The following is a 17305-nucleotide window of genomic DNA, read 5'->3' on the forward strand; positions in this document are numbered from 1 at the left end:
ATGCGTGCAATCACTCCCGAAGACGCCCAGGCGCACCCCATCAGCCTGACACTGAACGGGCAGGCCCGCTCGCTGCAGGTCCTGCCATGGACGACGCTGCTGGATCTGCTGCGTGAACAGCTGGACCTGACCGGCACCAAGAAAGGCTGTGATCACGGCCAGTGCGGCGCTTGCACCGTGTTGCGTGACGGCCGGCGGGTGAATGCCTGCCTGACTCTGGCGGTCATGTGCGACGGCGCCGAATTGGTCACCATCGAAGGTCTTGCCACTGGCGACCAGTTGCACCCCATGCAACGCGCGTTCATCACCCATGACGCTTTCCAGTGCGGCTATTGCACCCCCGGGCAGATCTGCTCGGCTGTCGGCCTGGCCCGCGAAGGGCGGGCTGACAACCGCGAAGCCATACGCGAGCAGATGAGCGGCAACCTGTGCCGTTGCGGCGCCTACAGCAACATTGTCGCGGCCGTTGAAGAAGCCCTGCCGCTGATGCAGGAGGCAGGCAAATGAACCCCTTCAGCTACCACAAACCTGCCTCCGTCAACGAAGCCATCCACCTCGCCAGCCTGTCGTCCCGGTTCATTGCCGGCGGCACCAACCTGGTCGACCTGATGAAGGAAAACGTCATACGGCCTGAGCGCCTGATCGACATCTCGGGCCTGCCGCTCAGGGAAATCGAAGCCACTGCAAACGGTGGCTTGCGCATCGGCGCACTGGTCAGCAATGCCGAACTGGCCTGGGACCCACGGGTCGAGCAAGGCTATCCACTGCTGTCCCAGGCCATCCTGGCAGGCGCCTCGCCGCAGTTGCGAAACATGGCGACCACCGGTGGCAACCTGCTGCAACGCACACGCTGCGCTTACTTCTACGACACCGGCACGCCGTGCAACAAACGCGAGCCCGGCAGCGGCTGCCCGGCGCGCAGCGGGCTGAACCGGATGCACGCGATCCTCGGTGCCAGCGCCGCCTGTGTCGCCACCCATCCCTCTGACATGTGCGTCGCCCTGGCCGCCCTGGACGCGGTGGTACATGTGCAGGGTACGGGCGGTGAGCGCCAGATCGCCTTCGCCCAGTTCCACCGCCTGCCGGGGAACGCACCCGAGCGCGACAATCACCTGAGCGATGATGAACTGGTCGTCGCCATCGAGCTGCCCCCGCCACACTTCGCGGCGCATTGCAGCTACCTGAAGATCCGCGACCGGGCATCGTATGCCTTTGCCTTGGTATCGGTCGCGGCGGGCCTGAGTATCAAGGGCGGCCTTATTGAGCAGGCCCGCCTGGCGCTCGGCGGTGTAGCGCACAAGCCTTGGCGCGAAGCCACCGCTGAACAGGCATTGCTGGGCCAGGCGCCTTCCGAGGCACTGTTCACGCAAGCCGCCCACCTCTTGCTGCAAGGTGCCAGGCCGCTGAACCACAACGGTTTCAAGGTCCCCCTCGCACAGCGGGCCATCGTCCGTGCGCTGAGTGAAGCCGCCTTTGGTAAAACCTACCCAGGAGCCACCCCATGAATGGCATTACCCCCGTTGTCGGCCAGCCCATAGACCGTGTCGATGGCCTGGCAAAGGTCACCGGGCAGGCTCGCTATGCCGGCGAATACCCCGACACCGGCCTGCTGCATGGCAGCGTCGTCTGCAGCACCATCGCCCGTGGCCGGGTGCTTCGCATCGACAGCAGCGAGGCGCTCAAGGTACCCGGCGTCATCGCCGTGCTGGACCATGCCCACCGTCCTCGGGTTTCCAGTTACGACGATGACTACAGCGACGCAGACTCGGCCGAAGGCGCGCCCTTTCGCCCATTGTTCAATGACCGCGTGCTGTACAGCGGGCAGCCGCTGGCCCTGGTGGTGGCGGAAAACCTCGAGCTGGCCCGCTACGCAGGCTCGCTGATCAGCATCGAGTACAGCCAGGAGGCGCACCAGACCGACTTGCTGGCCGTCCTCGATCACAGCCACCCGGCCCCGGCCGAGACGCCCGCGCCGCGTGGCGACTTCGCCGGGCAGTTCGCCCATGCGCCGGTCAAGGTCGATGCGACCTACCAGACCGCCAACGAGCATCACAACCCCATGGAACCGCATGCCTCGACGGTCTTCTACAAACCCGGCGATCAGCTCGAGATACACGACAAGACCCAAGGCACGCAGAACTGCCAGGACTACCTGCACAAGGTGTTCGGGTTGCCCAAGGACAACGTCCGGGTGCTGGCCGCGTATGTCGGTGGGGCGTTCGGCTCAGGGTTGCGTCCGCAGTACCAGTTACCGCTTGCGGTCATGGCCGCACTGCAACTGAAACGGTCGGTCAGGGTCACCCTCACCCGCCAACAGATGTTCACCTTCGGCTACCGGCCTCGCACGCTGCAGCGCCTGCGCCTGGGGGCCAATACCGACGGCCGGTTGCTGGCGGTTGCCCATGACGCGACTGGCCAGACGTCTCGCTTCGAAGACTTCACCGAGCACCTGGTGGAATGGAGCGGCATGCTGTACCGCTGCGATAACGTTGCCCTGAGCTATCGCCTGACCCCGCTCGACGTGTACACCCCCCTGGACATGCGTGCGCCCGGTGCAGGCTCCGGTGTCCTTGCCCTGGAATGCGCGATGGATGAACTGGCCTGTGCGCTCGACATCGACCCGGTGCAATTGCGGCGGGTCAACTTCGCCGACCATAACGGCAACGAAGGCAAACCGTACTCCAGCAAGGCATTGCTGGCCTGCTATGACCAAGGCGCCAGGCGCTTCGGCTGGAGCAGCCGTACTGCCGTACCACGTAGTATGCGAGAAGGCCGGCAACTGATCGGTTGGGGCATGGCGGGCGGCGTGTGGGAAGCCATGCAGATGAAGGCCAGCGCCAAGGCGCGGCTGGACGCTCAAGGCCACTTGACGGTCAGCAGCGCGACCACCGATATCGGTACTGGCACCTACACGGTCATGACCCAGATCGCCGCCGACGCGGTGGGCCTGCCGGTCGCGGACGTGACCTTCGTGCTGGGCGACTCCTCACTGCCCACCGCGCCCTTGCAGGGCGGCTCGTTCACCGTCTCGTCCGTCGGTGCGGCAGTCCTGCAAGCCTGCCAGGTCCTGCGCAGCAAGGTGCTGGAGCACGCACGCATGGCCTACCCTGCACTGGCCAGCCTACCCGCGGAGGACGTCCGCTTCGCCGATGGCCACCTGCATTTCGGCAACCAGCGCATCGCGCTTGCGGACATTGCCGCCACTGCGGAAAAAGGCTGTTTCGAGATACAGATCGATGCAGAGCCGAGCACCAAGCGTGACGCGTTTTCCACCGCAACGCACTCGGCAGTGTTCGTTGAAGTCCAGGTAGATGAGGCGCTGGGCACGATCAAGGTCAGGCGCGTGGTCAGTGCCATCGCGGCCGGGCGTGTGGTCAACCCGAAAACCGCTCGCAGCCAGATCCTGGGCGGTGTCGTGTGGGGGCTTGGCATGGCCCTGCAGGAACAGAGCCAGACTGACCACGCGCTGGGCCGGATACTCAACCACAACCTGGCCGAGTATCACATTCCGGTCAACGCCGACGTCGCCGATGTCGAGGTGATATTTGTCGATGAGCAGGACGACATCGTCAACGAGCTGGGTTCCAAAGGCGTGGGTGAAATCGGCGTGGTCGGGGTGGCGGCGGCAGTCGCCAATGCGGTCTACCACGCCACGGGCAAGCGCATCAGGGCGTTTCCGATCACCCTGGACACGCTGCTGTGAGCTATCGTTTGCGCCCACCCACCTCGATCCACACCGGCGCGTGGTCACTGGCCTTGGCTTCGTTACGCACCCAGGCGTCGACCCCGGCCCGTTTCAGGTAAGGCGCAAGGTCCGGGTTGAGCAGCAGGTGGTCGATGCGCAGCCCGGCGTTGCGTGCCCAGTGATTACGGAAGTAATCCCAGAAGGTGTACACGCGCTCGTCCGGGTGCAGGTGGCGAATGGCATCGACCCAGCCTTGGTCCAGCAACTGCTGATAGCACGCGCGGGACTCGGGCTGCAGCAGCGCATCCTTCAGCCACGAGCGGGGGCTGTAGATGTCCAGGTCGGTCGGCACCACGTTGAAATCACCGGCCAGCAGCGTCGGGTGGCCGCTTGCGTACAGCCCTTTGGCATGCTTGATCAGGCATTCGAACCAGCGCAGCTTGTAGTCGAACTTCGGCCCCGGCTGCGGGTTGCCGTTGGGCAGGTACAGGCAGGCCACCAGCACGCCATGCACCGCTGCCTCCAGATAGCGGCTCTGGCTGTCATCCTCCATGCCAGGCAAGCCGCGGCGGACCTCCAGCGGTTCGCTGCCACGGGCCAGGATCGCCACGCCGTTCCAGGACGGCTGCCCCTGGTAAAGGCAGCCGTACCCTGCTGCCTCCAGCTCCTGACGAGGGAACTGCACGTCAGGCGCCTTGAGTTCCTGCAGGCAGGCGATATCTGGCTGCTCCCGTTCCAGCCAGGCCAGCAGCGCCGGCAAGCGGCTGCGGATGCCGTTGATGTTGAAGGTGGCAATCTTCAGCGCTTTCATGCGTCCGGGTCGCTCACGTGGGCCTGCACGGCATCTGCCAGGGCATGGACATGGGCGTCATCAGCCAGCGCTTTGAGTGCCAGCCAGTCATCCCAGTCGATGGCACCATCGTCGCGCAAGGCCTCCGCTGTGCGAACCAGTTCATGATAGTAGGCATCCGGCGACTCGCGGCGGTAGCTGATGTCATCGTACTGGGCGTACCAGGCCTCAAGCTCGGGGATGCTGCGTTCGATGCTCATGGGTGACACTCCTCGCTGTGCCCTTTGCATGTATGAGCACTGCACCCTGGCAACGTTCAACCGCAACGTGGTCGGCGGCCTCTTCGTCGACCTGCGCCATGCTCAGGCGTGAGGTCTCGTGCAGCATCAGCGGGAATCGTGCTCGACCCACCCATGGCTGCGGTTGAGCAGCGGGTGGTGCAGCAAAGCGGCGAGGAAAGTGTGGCTACGCCAAGGTGGCGAAGCTGCCTTGGCGCGTCAGGTTTCGGCGGCACACCACCCTGAGTGCCCGCCGCAGGCGTCTTCATCTGGCGCGCTCAGCAGGCCGTTACGGCAGGCACAGGCGTAGTCCGCTTCAGCCCGCGTCGGAAAATTTAGCGTCAGCCTGAGCTTGTCGCGCGTGTCGTAGAGGTCGTAGCCCCTGCCCAAGGACGTGGGGAAGCCCGCCCCTCTCGGTAGGTATTCCTTTTCCAGCGGTAGCGCGGGTACCACAACGAAGCGCGTCTGCATGACCATCCCTCTTCTCGGCAGCTCTTTAGTATTAGTCGCATTATGTGAATGCATCAAGGCAGCTCATGCTTGAATTTCGCCCCACTTTGGCGCCCGCAACGCCCCAAAACCACACATCCCGCCTACCGCTGCACCTGCCCGGCAACCTGCCCTGACTGGCCGTAGGCCCGTATGCAACGGCCGTCGAACGGGAATCTGACCACTTGGCCATGTTTTTGCTTTGCAAGCTGCTCACCTCCACCACGTCGAGCAGCCCATGTCCGAAACCCCTGCGCACCTGCGCCTCGAGCTACGTGCCATCAGCAAGCGCTACCCGGGTACGCTGGCCAACGACCGCGTCGACCTGCGCATCGCCGCCGGTGAGATCCATGCCCTGCTGGGCGAGAACGGCGCGGGCAAGAGCACCCTGATGAAGATCATCTACGGCGTCACCCGGCCGGACGCCGGCCAGCTGTGGTGGGAAGGTCGGCCTGTGCAAGTGGATGAGCCGGGCCAGGCCCGCAAGCTGGGAATCGGCATGGTGTTCCAGCATTTTTCGCTGTTCGAGACCCTGACCGTGGCGCAGAACATCGCCTTGGCACTGGGCCGCGAGGCGGGCTCGCCGAAGCAGCTGGCGCCGCGCATCCGTGAGGTCTCGCAGCGTTATGGCATGGCGCTGGAGCCGGAGCGCCTGGTGCACAGCCTGTCGATCGGCGAGCGCCAGCGGGTGGAGATCGTGCGCTGCCTGATGCAGGACATCAAATTGCTGATCCTCGATGAACCGACCTCGGTGCTGACGCCCCAGGAAGTCGAGCAACTGTTCGTCACCCTGCGTACGCTGGCCAGCGAAGGCTGCAGCATCCTGTTCATCAGCCACAAGCTCAATGAAGTGCGTGCCCTTTGCCACAGCGCCACCGTGCTGCGTGCGGGCCGGGTTGCCGGCGCCTGCGTACCTGCCGACTGCAGCGACCTGCAGCTGGCGCGGCTGATGGTCGGCGATGCCGAAGGGCTCGAAGCCAGCTACCCGAAGCGCGCCGGTGGCCTGCCACGCTTGCGGATAGACGACCTCAGCTGGCGCAACCAGGACCCGTTCGGCACCTCGTTCGAGCACCTGCGCCTGGAAGTACGCAGCGGTGAAATCGTCGGTATCGCCGGAGTTGCCGGCAACGGCCAGGAGGAATTGCTGGCCTTGCTCAGCGGCGAAACCCGCCTGAACGCCAGCGAGCGTGAACGCATCAGTCTCGACAACCAGCCCATGGCCAACCTGCATCCGGATGCCCGTCGCGCCTTGGGCCTGGCTTTCGTCCCGGCCGAGCGCCTGGGCCACGGCGCGGTGCCGGACATGAGCCTGGCCGACAATGCCCTGCTTACCGCCTTCCAGCAGGGCCTGGTCGAACGTGGCCTGGTCCGCTCGAGCAAAGTGCAGGCGCTGGCCGAGCAGATCATCCAGCGCTTCGCAGTCAAGGCGCCGGATGCGCAGGCAACGGCACGCAGCCTGTCTGGCGGCAACTTGCAGAAGTTCATCCTTGGCCGGGAAATCCTGCAGAACCCCAGGCTGCTGGTCGCCGCCCACCCGACCTGGGGCGTCGACGTCGGGGCCGCCGCAGCGATCCACCGCGCCCTGATCGCCCTGCGCGATGCTGGCGCGGCGATCCTGGTGATTTCCGAAGACCTCGATGAACTGTTGCAGATCAGCGACCGCATCGGCGCCCTGTGCAGCGGGCGCCTGTCGCCGCTCAAGGCCACTGCCGACACCCACAGCGTGGAGGTCGGCAGCTGGATGGCCGGCCAGTTCGATACCGCGCACACCGCCACCTGAGGAGAACCCGCCATGTTGCTATCCCTCGAACCCCGTAGCCAGCAGTCGCGGGCCATGCTGGTGCTGTCACCGCTGCTGGCCGGGCTGCTGACGCTTGTCAGCGGGGCGATCCTGTTCAGCGCCCTGGGCCATGACCCGCTGCTGACCTTGCACACGTTGCTGATCGAACCGGTCAGCGACCTCTATGGCCTCAGCGAGCTGCTGCTCAAGGCCCTGCCGATTCTGCTCTGTGCCCTGGGCCTGGCGGTGGCCTACCAGGCGCGCATCTGGAACATCGGCGCCGAAGGCCAATTGCTGATCGGTGCCCTGGCCGGCAGTGCCGTGGCGATTCAGCTCATCGACTGGGAAAGCCGCTGGGCCCTGCTCTGGGTGCTGCTGGCCGGCACCCTCGCTGGCGCATTGTGGGGCGCACTGGCGGCGTGGCTGCGCACGCACTTCAATGCCAACGAGATCCTCACCACCATCATGCTCAACTACATCGCCCTGAACCTGCTGTTGTACTTCGTGCATGGCCCGCTCAAGGACCCGCAAGGCTTCAGCTTCCCGCAGTCGGCGATGTTCGGCGATGCCAGCCGCCTGCCGGCGCTGCTGGACGATGGCCGCCTGCATGTGGGCCTGTACTTCGTGCTGCTGGCGCTGGTGGCGGCGTGGGTGCTGCTGCACAAGAGCTTCCTGGGTTTCCAGATCAAGGTGCTCGGCCTCGACCAGCGGGCCGCCGGTTTCGTCGGCTTTCGCGAACAGCGCCTGGTGTGGCTGGCGTTGTTGATCAGCGGTGGCCTGGCGGGCCTGGCCGGGGTCAGTGAAGTCAGCGGGCCGATCGGCCAACTGGTGCCGCAGGTGTCGCCGGGCTACGGCTATGCGGCGATCACCGTGGCCTTTCTGGGGCGGCTCAACCCGTTCGGCATCCTGATTGCCGGCCTGCTGATGGCCCTGCTCTATCTGGGCGGCGAGAACGCGCAGATGACCCTCAACCTGCCCCAGGCGCTGACCGGGCTGTTCCAGGGAATGATGCTGTTCTACCTGCTCGCCTGCGACGTGCTGATCCTCTACCGGCCGCGGCTGACGCTGAAGTGGCGGCGGCGTACGCCGATGGCCGAAACGGCCAGTGCCTGACCTTCTTTGACCTGAGGCTTCGACTATGGATCTCGATCTGCTTGGCAACATTCTCTACGCCATGGTGCGTTGCGGTACCCCGCTGCTGCTGGTGGCCCTGGGCGAACTGGTGTGCGAGAAGAGCGGCGTGCTCAACCTCGGCCAGGAAGGCATGATGCTGTTCGGCGCGGTGGTGGGCTTCATCGCAGCCTTTGCCAGCGGCAGCCTGTGGCTTGGCGTGCTGCTGGCGTGCCTGGCCGGCATGTTGCTGGCCTCGCTGTTCGCCCTGGTGGCCTTGGGCTGCCAGGCCAACCAGGTGGCGACCGGCCTGGCCCTGACCATCTTCGGTGTCGGTCTGTCGGCGTCCATCGGCAGCGCCTGGGTCGGCAAGCCGCTGAGCGGCTTCGAACCGCTGGCGATTCCGCTGCTGGCCGACCTGCCGATCATCGGCCACATGCTGTTCAACCAGGACGTGCTGGTCTACCTGTTCTTCGCCCTCTTCGCCCTGGTCGCCTGGGTGCTGTTGCAAAGCCGTACCGGCCTGATTCTCCAGGCCGTCGGGGAGAACCCCGATGCCGCCAGCGCCATGGGCCTGCCGGTGCTGCGCGTGCGCACCCTGGCGGTGCTGTTCGGCGGCGCCATGGCGGGCCTTGCCGGCGCCTATCTGTCCTTGGCCTACACCCCGATGTGGGCCGAAAACATGACCGCCGGCCGTGGCTGGATCGCCCTGGCGCTGGTGGTGTTCGCCAGCTGGCGGGTGCAGCGCGTGCTGCTCGGCGCCTACCTGTTCGGCCTGGCCAGCATCCTGCACCTGGTGGCCCAGGGCGTCGGTGTGAGCGTCCCGGCAAACCTGCTGGCGATGCTGCCCTATGTGGCAACGATCCTGGTGCTGGTGGTGCTCTCGCGCGATGCGATCAAGACCCGCTTGTATGCACCGGTTTCACTCGGCCAGCCCTGGCAAGCGGGACGCTGACGACGCGCCGATAAACCCAAAAAAACACAAGCCCCACAGGAGTGAACCCTCGATGCATCAGAAGAAAAGCAATACGCTGCTACGCACCCTGGCCGCCGCGCTCGGCCTCAGCACGGCGCTCTCTGCCGCCGCTGCCGACCCGCTGAAGGTCGGCTTCGTCTACATCGGCCCGATCGGCGACCACGGCTGGACCTACCAGCACGAACAGGGCCGCCAGGCGCTGATCAAGCAGTTCGGCGACAAGGTCGACACCCGCTTCGTCGAGAACGTACCGGAAGGCGCCGACGCCGAGCGGGTCATCCGCAACATGGCCAAGGGCGGCTACGACCTGGTCTTCGCCACCTCGTTCGGCTACATGAACCCGACTGCCAAGGTCGCCAGACAATTCCCCAAGGTCACCTTCGAGCACGCCACCGGCTACAAGCAGGACAAGAACCTCGGCACCTACCTGGCAACCTCCTACGAAGGCCGTTACGTCGGCGGTTACCTTGCCGCGAAGATGACCAAGAGCAAGAAGATCGGCTACGTCGCCTCCTTCCCGATCCCGGAAGTGCTGCGTGACATCAACGCCATCCAGCTGGCGCTGGACAAATACAACCCCGGCACCGAGATCAAGGTGGTGTGGGTCAACTCCTGGTTCGACCCGGGCAAGGAAGCCGATGCGGCCAACGCCCTGATCGACCAGGGCGTCGACGTGCTGTTCCAGCACACCGACAGCCCGGCGCCAATCCAGACCGCCGAGCGCCGTGGCATCTACGCGGTGGGCTACGCCTCGGACATGGCCCACTTCGGGCCCAAGGCCGTGCTGACCTCGATCGTCAACAACTGGGGCCCGCATTACATCAAGAGCACCCAGGCGGTCATGGATGGCAGCTGGAAGCCGCAGGACTACTGGGGTGGCCTGGCTGACGGCACCGTCGAACTGCCGATCAGCGAGCTGGTGCCGGCCGACGTGAAAAGCGGCGCCGAGCAGATCATCGCCAGCATCAAGGATGGCGCGTTCCACCCGTTCACCGGGCCGATTTACGACCAGAGCGGTGCGCTGAAGATCGCCGAAGGCGCCGTGGCCAGCAATGCCGAACTGGCGGGCATGAACTACTACGTCAAGGGCATCACTGCGCAACTGCCCAAGTAAGGCCCTGTTGGCATAACGCGGCCCCATGTGGGAGCGGGTTCACCCGCGAAGCAGGCAACGTAGTGGATGGCACGGGCTGCGCCCGTGTTCGCGGGCAAGCCCGCTCCCACAGGAATCGCGCCAGCTTTTAACATCTGAGCACGACAGTTGCTCCCACAGGGTCGCGCCAGCGCTTGAAAGTCATTTCGTCCTGGTGACCTCACATAACTTCCGTATTCCGGAGCCCTGATGAACACACTGCCCATCATCGACATCGCCCCGCTGTACCAGCACGACGCCGCCGCCCGCCTGGCGGTGGCCCGGCAGATCGACGCCGCTTGCCGCCAATGGGGCTTCTACTACATCAAAGGGCACCCGATCCCGGCGGCGCGCATCGCGGCACTGAAGGCCGCCGCCGAAGATTTCTTTGCCCGCCCGATCGAGGAAAAGCTGCGCATCGACATCACCCGCAGCACGCACCACCGCGGTTATGGCGCCATCGCCACCGAGCAGCTCGACCCGAGCCGGCCGAGTGACCTCAAGGAAACCTTCGACATGGGTTTGCACATGAGCGCCGAACACCCTGAGGTATTGGCGGGCAAACCGCTGCGCGGCCCCAACCGCCACCCGGCCATCCCCGGTTGGGAAGCGCTGCTGCAACAGCATTACCAGGACATGCACGCCCTGTCCCTGACCCTGCTGCGGGCCATGGCCGAGGCGCTGGGCATTGAAGAGGACTTTTTCGACCAACGCTTTGCCGAGCCGATCAGCGTGTTCCGCATGATCCACTACCCGCCACGCCAGACCGCCAGCAGCGCCGACCAGCAAGGCGCCGGAGCACACACCGACTACGGCTGCGTGACCTTGCTGTACCAGGACGACGCCGGCGGCCTGCAGGTGCAGAACGTGAACGGCGAATGGATCGACGCCCCGCCCATCGAAGGGACCTATGTCGTGAACATCGGCGACATGATGGCGCGCTGGAGCAACGACCGTTACACCTCCACACCGCACCGGGTGATCAGCCCGCTGGGCGTGGACCGCTACTCGATGCCGTTCTTCGCCGAACCGCACCCGGACACCGAGATCAGCTGCCTGCCCAACTGCTCCAGCGCGGACAACCCGGCCAGGTACCCGGCAGTGTCGTGCAGCGCCTACATGCTGTCGCGCTTTGCCGAAACCTATGCCTATCGCCGCGAAGCGGTGGTTTGAACGCAAGGGCCGTTGCAGATGGTTGTAACGGTCTCACATCTCGACCTGAGTACCCAGTTCGATCACCCGGTTCAGCGGCAGCTGGAAGTACTTGAGGTTGCTGTTGGCGTTGCGCAGCAAGAAGGCGAACAGGTGCTCGCGCCAGCGGGCCATGCCCTTCTGCTTGCCGGCGATGACCGTCTCGCGGCTGAGGAAGTAGGTAGTGCGCATCGGGCCGAACGCCAGGTCCGGGTACGGGCAACGGCTCAAGGCCAGCGGCACGTTTGGCTCTTCCATGAAACCGAAGTGCAGGCTCACCCGGTAGAAGCCATCGCCGAAGGCCTCGACTGCAAAGCGCTTGCCGGCAGTGACCCGCGGCTCGTCCTCGAACACCACGGTCAGCAGCACCACCTGCTCATGCAGCACCTGGTTGTGCAGCAGGTTGTGCAGCAGCGCGTGGGGCACGGCTTCAGGCCGGGCGGACAGGAACACTGCCGTGCCGTTCACCCGGTATGGCGGTTGCGCCTGCAGGCTGGCAATGAACAGCTCCAGCGGCAACGCGCTCTCGTCCAGCCGCTCGACGATGATCGTGCGCCCGCGCTTCCAGGTGGTCATCAGCATGAACAGCGCGACCCCGGCAACCACCGGGAAAGCACCGCCCTGGAAGATCTTCGGGGCGTTGGCAGCGAAGTACAGGCTGTCCACCAGCAAAAACGCCAGCAACATCGGCACTGCCAGCCAGCGGGGTGCCTTCCACAGCAACAGCACCACCGCCGAAGCCAGCAAGGTGGTGATCAGCATGGTGCCGGTCACCGCCACACCATAGGCCGCCGCCAGTGCTCCGGACGACTCGAAGCCGACCACCAGCAGCACCACGCCGACCATCAGTGCCCAGTTGACCATACCGATGTAGATCTGCCCCTGCTCCTCACTGGAGGTGTGCTGGATGAACATGCGCGGCACATAGCCCAGCTGGATGGCCTGGCGGGTCAGGGAGAATGCGCCGGATATCACCGCCTGGGAGGCGATGATGGTCGCCAGCGTGGCCAGCCCGACCATGGGCAGCAGGGCCCAGTCCGGCGCCAGCAGGTAGAACGGGTTGCGCACCGCCTCCGGGTTGCCGAGGATCAACGCACCCTGGCCGAAGTAGTTCAGCACCAGCCCCGGCAGCACCAGCAGGAACCAGGCGCGGGCAATCGGCTTGCGGCCGAAATGCCCCATGTCGGCGTACAGCGCTTCGGCGCCGGTCAGCGCCAGCACTACGGCACCGAGAATGGCCACGCCCATGCCTGGGTGGTAGACGAAGAACTTCACCGCCCAGGCCGGGTTGAGCGCCTGCAGGACCTCCGGGCGCTGCACGATGCCGTGCACGCCCAACGCACCGATCGCCACGAACCACAGCACCATGATCGGCCCGAACAGAATGCCGATGCGCGCGGTGCCGTGCTTCTGGATCAGGAACAGCGCCACCAGCAACAGGACTGCCAGTGGCACGACCCAATGCTCGATGCCGTCGAAGGCCAGTTGCAGCCCCTCGACGGCTGACAGCACCGAAACCGCCGGGGTGATCATGCTGTCGCCGTAGAACAGCGCAGCGCCGAACAGGCCGAGCAGCACCAGCATCCTGCTCAGCCGCTTGTAGGGCGCCGCCGCCCGGTGTGCCAGCGCGGTCAGGGCCATGATGCCGCCCTCGCCCTGGTTATCGGCGCGCAGGATGAACAGCACGTACTTGAACGACACCACCCACAGCAACGACCAGAACACCAATGACAGGACGCCGAGAACACCGGCGGTATTGGCCTGGACGCCGTAGTGCCCGGCGAAGACTTCCTTGAGGGTGTACAGCGGGCTGGTGCCGATGTCGCCATAGACCACGCCGACGGCAGCGACGAGCATGCCGATGGCAGCGGGCTTGCGGGAATGGGGAGGGTTTGCTGCGACGGCGGACTGGCTCACGAAAGGGCTTCTCTGGACTGGCGGGTAGAAGTGCATGCCATCCTTGAGCATCGCGCGACAAGTATCCCTTCAGTCCATTGGGAGAGTCGTAAAAAGAGCGTAAAAAATCAGGGGGGTCGCCTTGAGATTTGCAGCGCCTGTGAGACCGAGCGCCGCGCGGGCGGCGCTCGGTCTCACAGGCGCTGCAAATCTCCCGGCAGGCACTTGGCGGCCTCCACACAATCCCAAGACAAGCAGACCCCACAGCCCTGCCCGCCATGCCCCCTTCCAAAATGTGCTGTATGGTTGTCGCAAACGAGTAACTCCGGAGACCTTCATGTTCCGTGCCTTTGAACGCTGGCTCGACCCCTTCCCCCCCGACGAGGTGCCGCCACCCCCGGTCGGCCTGCTGCGCTTCCTGTGGGCCTGCACCCGCGGCGCACGCGGCTATATCCTGGCGCTGGCACTGTTCAGTGCCGGGGTCTCGATCTACGAAGCCTGGCTGTTCTCCTTCCTCGGCCAGGTGGTGGACTTGCTCTCCAACTGGCAGGCTGGCGGTGAAGTGAGCCCGGAAGAAAGCCGTGTGCTGTGGGGCGTCGGCCTGCTGCTGATCGCCAGCATCGTGCTGGTGGCCTTGCGCACATTGATGCAGCACCAGGTGCTGGCGATCAACCTGCCGCTGCGCCTGCGCTGGGACTTCCACCGGCTGATGCTGCGCCAGAGCCTGTCGTTCTTCTCCGACGAGTTTTCCGGGCGGGTCACCACCAAGGTGATGCAGACCGCGCTGGCAGTGCGTGAAGTGCTGTTTACCCTGATCGAGATCGTGCCGGGCATCGGTGTGTACTTCATCGCCATCATCGCCCTGGCCGGTGGCTTTGCCGCCAAGCTGATGCTGCCGTTCATTGCCTGGCTGGTGCTGTTCGGCCTGGCCATGCTGTATTTCGTGCCGCGCCTGGGCAAGGTCGGCCAGGAACAGGCCCATGCGCGCTCGTCGATGACCGGGCGGGTGTCCGACGCCTACACCAACATCACCACCGTGAAGCTGTTTTCCCACTCCAAGCGCGAGGCGCACTTCGCCCGGGCGGCGATGGAAGACTTCAAGCAGACCGGCTTCCGCCAGATGCGCCTGGTCAGCCAGTTCGAGATCGTCAACCAGGCGCTGGTGGTCGGGCTGATCTTCGGCGCGGGCGGCTACGCCCTGTGGCTGTGGCACCAGGGCCAGGTCGGTACCGGTGCGGTGGCCGCGATCACGGCCATGGCCCTGCGCGTCAACGGCATGTCGCACTGGATCATGTGGCAAATGACCTCGCTGTTCGAAAACATCGGCACCGTGCAGGACGGCATGGCCACTCTCACCCGTGGGCCCAAGGTGCAGGACGTGCCGAATGCCACCGTGCTGGAAACCCGGGGCGGCGCGGTGACCTTCGACAACGTGCGCTTCAACTACAACGGCGAACGCCAGGTGCTCGATGGCCTGAGCCTGAGCATCCGCGCTGGCGAAAAAGTCGGCCTGGTGGGCCGCTCCGGCGCGGGCAAGTCGACGCTGATCAACCTGCTGCTGCGCTTCTATGATGTGGACAGCGGCGAGATCCGCATCGACGGGCAGAACATCGCCCACGTCACCCAGGACAGCCTGCGCAGCGCCATTGGCATGGTCACCCAGGACACCTCGCTGCTGCACCGTTCGATCCGCGACAACATCGCCTACGGCCGCCCGGACGCCACCGAGGCGCAGATCCAGAGCGCCGCCATCAACGCCCAGGCCGATGGCTTCATCCGCCAGCTAAGCGACCGCGACGGCCACAGTGGTTACGACACCCTGGTCGGTGAGCGCGGTATCAAGCTTTCAGGCGGCCAGCGCCAACGCATCGCCATTGCCCGGGTGATGCTCAAGAACGCGCCGATCCTGCTGCTGGACGAAGCCACCAGTGCCCTGGACTCGGAAGTCGAGGTGGCGATTCAGGAAAGCCTCGACGAGATGATGCAGGGCAAGACCGTGATCGCCATCGCCCACCGGCTGTCCACCATTGCCGCCATGGACCGGCTGATTGTCATGGATGAAGGGCGCATCATCGAGCAAGGTACGCACAGTGAATTGCTGGCGAATAACGGTACCTATGCGCGACTGTGGCAGCACCAGAGCGGGGGTTTCCTGGGGGAGGATCAGGGGGTAGCCGAGGCGCTGGAATAGCCACGTACTGTCCTACTCGTCTGAAGGCTGATGCAAACCCTGTGGGAGCGGCTTCAGCCGCGAACACCGGCACAGCCGGTGCCATCCACCGCGGTGGCTGCTTCGCGGCTGAAGCCGCTCCCACAGGGTAGACTGCCAAATCCACTCGCTAGCCCGGCTTGCTGTATTAGCCCTGGATACGCTGGAGCTACAAACCGGCGCACTGTTCAACGAAACGTCTCGACATTGAGCACAGCGCGAGCGCTCTACCCGGCGCGCCCCATCGATCACGATGATGAATACTATCGAGCGGCTCGCCTGTCGACGTCCCACTGCCGACTTTTATAATCGCCTTCAATTTTCCCTCCCCCCTTCGCCTGCAACAGGCGACCTCACCTTGGAATCAGGAACATGCCAAGCGTCAGTCAGGCCTCTCACGGCCGTCCCGAACATGATCAACAAAGCGTCAAACAGCAGTGGCTGGCGATTCTCTCGGTCGCCGTGGGCGCCTTCGCCCTGGTCACCAGCGAGTTTCTGCCGGTGGGCGTGCTCAACGATGTGGCCAGCGACCTGGGCATCAGCGCCGGCCACGCCGGGCTGATGGTGACCCTGCCCGGCATCATGGCGGCCCTGGCCGCGCCGCTGCTGTCGGTCGGCATTGGCGCCATGGACCGGCGCTACTTGCTGATTGGCCTGACGCTGATCATGATCATCGCCAACTCGGTGGTGGCCTACGCCAGCGACTTCAGCCTGCTGCTGTTCGGTCGCGTACTGCTGGGCATCAGCATCGGTGGCTTCTGGGCCACCGCCATTGCCCTCAGCGGCCGCCTCGCGCCCAAGGGGGTGAGCGTGGCCCGCGCCACTTCGATCATCATGGCCGGTGTAACCCTGGCCACCGTGCTGGGGGTCCCCGTGGGCACCTGGCTGAGCGGCCTGATGGGCTGGCGCATGACCTTCCTGGCCACCGCGCTGCTTGGCGTGCCGGTACTGTTGGCGCAGCTGTTGCTGCTGCCGCGGCTCAACCCGGACAAGGCCATCCGCATAAGTGACCTGCCGGCGCTGTTCATCAATCCGCAAGCCCGGGTCGGTTTGATCGCCGTGCTGCTGATCGGCCTGGCGCACTTTGCCGCATACACCTATGTTGCACCGTTCTTCAAGCAGAGTTCCGGCTTCGATGGCTCGACCATCGGTTCCCTGCTGCTGCTCTACGGCGCGGCCGGTGTGATCGGCAACCTGTTCGCCGGCTACGCTGCCAACCAGAGCGTGCGCCACACGCTGTTGCTGGTGGCGGTGATGATTGGCGTCAGCACCGCGCTGTTCCCCTACTTCGCCACCGGCCTCACCGGCGCGGCGATGCTGATCGCCCTCTGGGGCTTCGCCTTTGGGGCGTTCCCTGCCTGCGCCAGCATCTGGATGTTCGTCGTGGCGCCCAAGGACGTCGAGCGCGGCATGCCGCTGTTCGTGGCCATGTTCCAGGTCATCATCGCCCTTGGCTCGTTCTTCGGTGGGCGCATCGTCGACCAGCTGGGCAGCTCGGTGCTGCTGAGCCTGGCCACGGCACTGGTGGGCTGCGGGTTCGTCACGGTATGGGTGCTGGGGCGCAAGGTCAGTAACAGCCTGGCGGCGCAGGCTGGTTGAGGAGATGAGCGATCGCGATCGGTCGCCGCTTTCTCGCCAGAAGGCGTCAGATCGTATTCGACATGCGGCGGTATCACCGGAGCAATGGCCCAGACTCTATGGGCAGTGGCTCGAGCCTTAGCCAGCCCAACGAGATGCACCAACACGTTGTTTAACTGCTGCGGTTCACT

14 protein-coding genes are annotated in these 17305 nt (G+C 65.1%); 10 read left to right on the forward strand and 4 right to left on the reverse strand.

Annotated elements, in window-relative coordinates:
* From ACTORR_RS03120 to ACTORR_RS03130, 3 genes are read left to right on the forward strand one after another with little or no spacing between them, the layout of a single operon-like run.
* Positions 1 to 507: a (2Fe-2S)-binding protein gene (locus ACTORR_RS03120; protein WP_054883803.1), complete on the forward strand. Its 507-nt coding sequence runs from the start codon at positions 1 to 3 to the stop codon at positions 505 to 507.
* Positions 504 to 1505 carry an FAD binding domain-containing protein gene (locus ACTORR_RS03125; RefSeq protein ID WP_099813522.1) on the forward strand — a complete coding sequence of 334 codons (1002 nt, stop codon included), beginning with the start codon at positions 504 to 506 and terminating at the stop codon, positions 1503 to 1505. The genes ACTORR_RS03120 and ACTORR_RS03125 overlap by 4 nt, the downstream gene beginning before the upstream one ends.
* Complete coding sequence (locus ACTORR_RS03130; protein WP_313365142.1) at positions 1502 to 3703, forward strand: xanthine dehydrogenase family protein molybdopterin-binding subunit; 2202 nt, start codon at positions 1502 to 1504, stop codon at positions 3701 to 3703. Before ACTORR_RS03125 ends, ACTORR_RS03130 begins: the two co-directional genes overlap by 4 nt.
* 1 nt (position 3704) lies before the next feature.
* On the opposite strand, the gene xth is transcribed toward ACTORR_RS03130, so the two are convergent.
* The 3 genes from xth to ACTORR_RS03145 form a co-directional block, all read right to left on the reverse strand.
* Positions 3705 to 4496, reverse strand: a complete 792-nt coding sequence (gene xth, locus ACTORR_RS03135) for an exodeoxyribonuclease III (RefSeq protein WP_313365143.1) — start codon at positions 4494 to 4496, stop codon at positions 3705 to 3707.
* Positions 4493 to 4735: a hypothetical protein gene (locus ACTORR_RS03140; RefSeq protein WP_054883807.1), complete on the reverse strand. Its 243-nt coding sequence runs from the start codon at positions 4733 to 4735 to the stop codon at positions 4493 to 4495. The genes xth and ACTORR_RS03140 overlap by 4 nt, the downstream gene beginning before the upstream one ends.
* 237 nt (positions 4736 to 4972) lie before the next feature.
* The gene (locus tag ACTORR_RS03145) at positions 4973 to 5230 is read right to left on the reverse strand and encodes a hypothetical protein (RefSeq protein WP_054883808.1); all 258 of its coding nucleotides are present in this window, start codon (positions 5228 to 5230) and stop codon (positions 4973 to 4975) included.
* 250 nt (positions 5231 to 5480) lie between these two features.
* Between ACTORR_RS03145 and ACTORR_RS03150 the strand changes: the two genes are divergently transcribed.
* The 5 genes from ACTORR_RS03150 to ACTORR_RS03170 all read left to right on the forward strand — a co-directional run bounded on the left by ACTORR_RS03150 (position 5481) and on the right by ACTORR_RS03170 (position 11413).
* Positions 5481 to 7022 (forward strand): ABC transporter ATP-binding protein, encoded by a 1542-nt coding sequence (locus ACTORR_RS03150; protein ID WP_099813520.1) that lies wholly within the window; start codon positions 5481 to 5483, stop codon positions 7020 to 7022.
* Positions 7023 to 7034: 12 nt separating this feature from the next.
* Positions 7035 to 8135, forward strand: coding sequence for an ABC transporter permease (locus ACTORR_RS03155; protein ID WP_313365144.1), 1101 nt, complete (start codon positions 7035 to 7037; stop codon positions 8133 to 8135).
* A 25-nt stretch (positions 8136 to 8160) separates the two neighbouring features.
* Positions 8161 to 9087, forward strand: coding sequence for an ABC transporter permease (locus ACTORR_RS03160; protein ID WP_441343539.1), 927 nt, complete (start codon positions 8161 to 8163; stop codon positions 9085 to 9087).
* 52 nt (positions 9088 to 9139) lie between these two features.
* A complete protein-coding gene (locus ACTORR_RS03165) occupies positions 9140 to 10222 on the forward strand; it encodes a BMP family ABC transporter substrate-binding protein (protein ID WP_099813517.1) in 1083 nt (360 codons plus the stop codon).
* A 228-nt stretch (positions 10223 to 10450) separates the two neighbouring features.
* Positions 10451 to 11413, forward strand: a complete 963-nt coding sequence (locus ACTORR_RS03170; protein WP_054883813.1) for a 2-oxoglutarate and iron-dependent oxygenase domain-containing protein — start codon at positions 10451 to 10453, stop codon at positions 11411 to 11413.
* 33 nt (positions 11414 to 11446) lie between these two features.
* On the opposite strand, the gene ACTORR_RS03175 is transcribed toward ACTORR_RS03170, so the two are convergent.
* The gene (locus tag ACTORR_RS03175; protein ID WP_262108443.1) at positions 11447 to 13288 is read right to left on the reverse strand and encodes a potassium transporter Kup; all 1842 of its coding nucleotides are present in this window, start codon (positions 13286 to 13288) and stop codon (positions 11447 to 11449) included.
* Positions 13289 to 13664: 376 nt separating this feature from the next.
* On the opposite strand from ACTORR_RS03175, the gene ACTORR_RS03180 reads away from it, so the two are divergent.
* Complete coding sequence (locus tag ACTORR_RS03180) at positions 13665 to 15518, forward strand: ABC transporter ATP-binding protein (RefSeq protein ID WP_099813514.1); 1854 nt, start codon at positions 13665 to 13667, stop codon at positions 15516 to 15518.
* Positions 15519 to 15908: 390 nt separating this feature from the next.
* Positions 15909 to 17135: an MFS transporter gene (locus ACTORR_RS03185; protein WP_054883815.1), complete on the forward strand. Its 1227-nt coding sequence runs from the start codon at positions 15909 to 15911 to the stop codon at positions 17133 to 17135.
* Positions 17136 to 17305: the final 170 nt, after the last annotated feature.

It is taken from the genome of Pseudomonas sp. SAR267 (assembly GCF_052077595.1).
Classification (GTDB): Bacteria; Pseudomonadota; Gammaproteobacteria; order Pseudomonadales; family Pseudomonadaceae; genus Aquipseudomonas; species Aquipseudomonas vlassakiae.